At 71.6% G+C, this 1,955-nt stretch carries 1 protein-coding gene; it reads left to right on the top strand.

All coding sequences use genetic code 11. The annotated features are described in order from the left end of the window. Positions 1 to 1,809 (top strand): valine--tRNA ligase (locus tag FV223_RS26395; protein WP_147729699.1); only part of this gene is annotated, 1,809 nt, incomplete at its 5' end. Positions 1,810 to 1,955: the final 146 nt, after the last annotated feature.

Here is a 1,955-nt window from a genome sequence, read left to right as displayed (position 1 = left end):
GAGGCGCGGATCGCACTCGACGGCAACGCCGACTTCCTGGCCGACGCGAACCCGGATGCGGAGGCGCTGGCCCTCCACGGCCTCGACCGGTTCGCGGCCCGCAAGGCCGTCGTCGCGCTGATGGAGGCGGCGGGACGCCTGCGCGAGATCGAAGCCAACACCCACGCCGTCCCGCACGGCGACCGCTCGGGCGTGGTGATCGAGCCCTACCTGACCGACCAGTGGTACGTGAACGTGAAGCCGCTGGCCGAGCGCGCGCTTCAGGCGGTGCGCGACGGGCGCACGCGCTTCGTGCCGGAGAATTCCGAGAAGACCTTCTTCCAGTGGCTCGAGAACATCGAGCCGTGGTGCATCTCGCGCCAGCTCTGGTGGGGTCACCAGATCCCGGTCTGGTACGACGCGGAGGGTGGCATCTACGTCGCCGGCAGCGAGGCGGAAGCCGAGGCGCAGGCCGCGGCCAAGCAGGGCTCGCCGGTCGCGTTGCGCCGCGACGAGGACGTCCTCGACACCTGGTTCTCCTCCGCCCTGTGGCCGTTCTCGACGCTGGGCTGGCCGGAGAAGACCGCCGAGCTCGCGCGCTACTACCCGACCAACACGCTGGTGACCGGCAAGGACATCCTGTTCTTCTGGGTCGCCCGCATGATGATGCTCGGCCTGCACGTCACCGACGAGGTCCCGTTCGACACGGTCTACCTGCACACGCTGGTGCGCGACGCCTCCGGCGCCAAGATGTCGAAGTCGAAGGGCAACGTCGTCGACCCGCTCGGGCTGATCGACCAGTACGGCGCCGACGCGCTGCGCTTCACCCTGACGGCGCTCGCCGCGCAGGGGCGCGACATCAAGCTCAGCCCGGCCCGCGTGGAAGGGTACCGCAACTTCGCGACGAAGCTCTGGAACGCCGCGCGCTTCGCCGAGATGAACGGCTGCGCCCTCGATCCCGCCTTCGATCCGAAGGCGGTGCGGGAGCCGCTGAACCGCTGGGCGCTCGGGGAGGCCGCGCGTGCCGTCGCCGAGGTCACCGCCGCTCTGGAGGCCTACCGCTTCAACGACGCGGCGGCCGCCGCCTACCGCTTCGTCTGGAACATCTTCTGCGACTGGACGATCGAGCTGGCCAAGCCCGTGCTCCAGGGCGAGGGCGTCGACCCGGCGCTGAAGGGCGAGACGCAAGCGACCATCGCCTTCCTGATCGACCAGATCGCGAAGCTGCTGCATCCGTTCATGCCGTTCCTCACCGAGGAGCTGTGGGCGATCAAGGGCGCGGCGCTGCCCGATCGCGGCCTGCTCACGCTCCAGCCCTGGCCCGACCTGTCGGGGCTGGCGGATGCCGAGGCCGAGACCGAGATCGGCTTCGTGGTCGACCTCGTCTCCGAGGTGCGCTCGGCCCGCTCCGAGACCGGGGTTCCGGCCGGCGCGCAGGTTCCGCTGGTGATCGTCGGGGCCGATGCGGCGGTGCGGGCGCGGATCGGCGCCTGGCACGACACGCTGGTGCGCCTCGCCCGCCTCTCCGAGATCGGGTTCGCCGACGCCGCGCCGAAGAACGCGGTGCAACTGCTGGTCCGCGGCAGCGTCGCGGCCCTGCCGCTGGAGGGCATCGTCGACCTCGGCGCCGAGGTGGCGCGCCTGAAGAAGGAGGCCGCCAAGGCCGAGGGCGAGATCAGGAAGCTCGACGGCAAGCTCGGGAACGCCGACTTCGTGGCGCGCGCCCCCGAGGAGGTGATCGAGGAGAGCCGCGAGCGGCGCGAGGCCGAGGCCGAGCGGCTGGCCAAGCTTCAGGAGGCGCTGGCGCGGTTGAGCGACCCGGCGTCCTGAGCCTTGCGCCGGCTGGCGAAGGCGCTGGCCGGCATCGTCGGAGCGCTCGTCCTTGCCGTGATCCTCACGGCGCGGCCGGGCGACCCGGCCCTCTATCCGCCCGCGGAGGCGGCGCCGCAGGTGATCCACGTGGTCAGCCGCGCCTG

Origin of the sequence: Methylobacterium sp. WL116 (assembly GCF_008039455.1) — a bacterium.
GTDB lineage: Bacteria > Pseudomonadota > Alphaproteobacteria > Rhizobiales > Beijerinckiaceae > Methylobacterium.
This window is presented reverse-complemented; position numbering and strand designations above follow the sequence as displayed.